At 38.9% G+C, this 2,144-nt stretch carries 3 protein-coding genes; 1 reads left to right on the top strand and 2 read right to left on the bottom strand.

What is annotated here, in order from left to right:
• Positions 1-142 precede the first annotated feature (142 nt).
• Positions 143-448 carry a cupin domain-containing protein gene (locus tag M0051_RS19495; RefSeq protein WP_306743245.1) on the bottom strand — a complete coding sequence of 102 codons (306 nt, stop codon included), beginning with the start codon at positions 446-448 and terminating at the stop codon, positions 143-145.
• Between the two features lie 73 nt (positions 449-521).
• On the opposite strand from M0051_RS19495, the gene M0051_RS19490 reads away from it, so the two are divergent.
• Positions 522-983, top strand: a complete 462-nt coding sequence (locus M0051_RS19490) for a DUF4440 domain-containing protein (protein ID WP_306743244.1) — start codon at positions 522-524, stop codon at positions 981-983.
• Here the strand turns inward: M0051_RS19490 and rarD are convergent.
• Positions 980-1,876: an EamA family transporter RarD gene (gene rarD, locus M0051_RS19485; RefSeq protein ID WP_306743243.1), complete on the bottom strand. Its 897-nt coding sequence runs from the start codon at positions 1,874-1,876 to the stop codon at positions 980-982. The two genes, M0051_RS19490 and rarD, sit on opposite strands and share 4 nt — an antisense overlap.
• Between the last annotated feature and the right edge of the window lie 268 nt (positions 1,877-2,144).

The following is a 2,144-nucleotide window of genomic DNA, read 5'->3' as shown; positions in this document are numbered from 1 at the left end:
GGATTTTGCAATAAATTGTCGCAACTGGCGGTGTTGTTTTGTGAGGGGTGCTTATTGCGACGAGAATGAATTATTTGTTTTGTCTTCAAGCCAGAGGGGTGTTTTTATATACATTTTAATTAATGCTCCCTGGGTGTATGAACTACTCTTCCGGTAAAATGCGAGAAATTAAAAACTTTGAATCTTCTTCAGCCTTAAGTCCGTGCATTTGTCCTTTTTCGAAAGAGAAGAAATCATCTTCTTCAATAGCGTAAATTGTACCTTCAATATCGAAAGTTAGTTTTCCTTTAATCAGGTAAAGACCAGCATTGGCAGGAGCCGGTTGCGGAGGGATTTCCATTCCTTTTTCAACACTTACAATAAGGCTTTCGAATTGTGAGTTGGAATAAACCTGTTCTTTCTGGATTTTAGAGGTTTCAATTGTTGCGGATATTTTTTTTACTAACATGTTTTTTGAGATTAGGATTTATTGCTTGAAAATAAGTATTTTCCCTTATTGAAACTAAAACAGTACTAAAAGTATGAAATTGAAGATAAGAAAAGTAGTATATATATGTTTATTTGGTGGATTTATCACAGCGTGTAATCCAAAGGTTGATGTGGAAGTTTGCAAGCTGGAAATCCTTCAGACTGATCGTGACTTTTCGGATTATTCAATCAAGAATGGCGTTAGGGAAGCATTTTATACTTTTGCTCATGATTCCGCCGTTCTCTTGCGTGAGAATTCCTATCCAATTGTTGGAAGGGAACACATAAAGGATCTGTTTTCCAAGAAGAAGCTCTCTGGTTATTCCTTAAGTTGGGAACCTTCGTATGCAGCTGTTGCCAAGTCGGGTGATTTGGGCTATACCTATGGCATTTATCAATACACCACTCCTGATACCATTACAAAAGGCACTTATGTATCCATTTGGAAAAAGGGAGCCGATAATAAATGGAAATATGTATTGGATTCAGGAAATCAAGGTCTTGGTAAGGATTAATTCGCTTCTTTCTTTTGTCTGGTTCCTCGGATCATGGAAATGGTATAAAGGATCAATGCAAACCAAATTAGTGAAAATGAAATGATTTGCTCTTTTTTAAAGGCTTCACCGTATACAAATACCCCTATTGAAAGCATTATCGTAGGGGCGATGTATTGCATAAAACCAATAGCCGATAATGGGATGCGCTGTGTTCCTTTGGCAAACCAATACAATGGTAGAGTGGTGACAATACCGGTAAGCATTAAGTAAGCGTCGGTAGAGATATCGCTAGAGAACAGAGCTCCACTATGATCAAATAGTTTCCAAAAAATAAAACCTGCAGCTATGGGAGTCAAAATAAAAGTCTCGACTGTTAGGGCAGGAATGGCCTCAATCCCAGCTGTTTTTTTAACCAGTCCGTAAAAGCCAAACGACAAGGCCAGAATGATGGCAATCCAAGGAAAACGACCATAGTCAATGGTAAGGTAGATAACAGAAATGGAGGCTATGATTAAGGCAATTGTTTTAAGGGTATTCAAGCGCTCTTTCAGGATGATCATTCCCAATAATACATTTACAATGGGGTTGATGTAATAGCCCAAGCTGGCCTCTACAATTTGATTGATATTTACTGCATAGATGAATAATCCCCAGTTGCTGCCGATTAATAAGGAAGAGACAATTAGGCTGTTTCGAGTTTTCTTCTGTTTGAGCAATGCAATGATATTCTTCTGTTTCTTAAGCATGATGAATAACATGAGGAAAACGAAGGACCAAAAAATACGGTGAGCCAATACTTCCATAGCTGGAATATCGCCCAATAGTTTCCAGAACACTGGCAATATGCCCCAAGTAAAAAAGGCTTGCAGTGCATAAATGTATCCTATGGTATTGTTCTGGCTGTTTTCCATGCGAATTGACTTGAATTTGGATTGCCGCAAATGTAAGAAAATTATGCATCTGTTTTGTCTTCAGGCCATACGGGCTGTTTTTTTTATCCTCGAGCCGGTTGGGCTCTTGCTTTCTCTGCCTATGGGGTCCCACTTGCGTAGCTGATGCCGATCCCTACAAGTATTGAACTTTGCATATTAATTGATTCATACTTCCGCTCGAGATTTGTCTTTAGGATGATTTAGGAGTTCTCCTTTTCAGGGGAGATCCCGATAGGGAGAGGGGTGT

This window comes from Marinifilum sp. D714, assembly GCF_030851345.1.
Classification (GTDB): domain Bacteria; phylum Bacteroidota; class Bacteroidia; order Bacteroidales; family Marinifilaceae; genus Marinifilum.
Note: the sequence above shows the minus strand (reverse complement) of the source record. Positions and strands in the feature narration are given on the sequence as shown.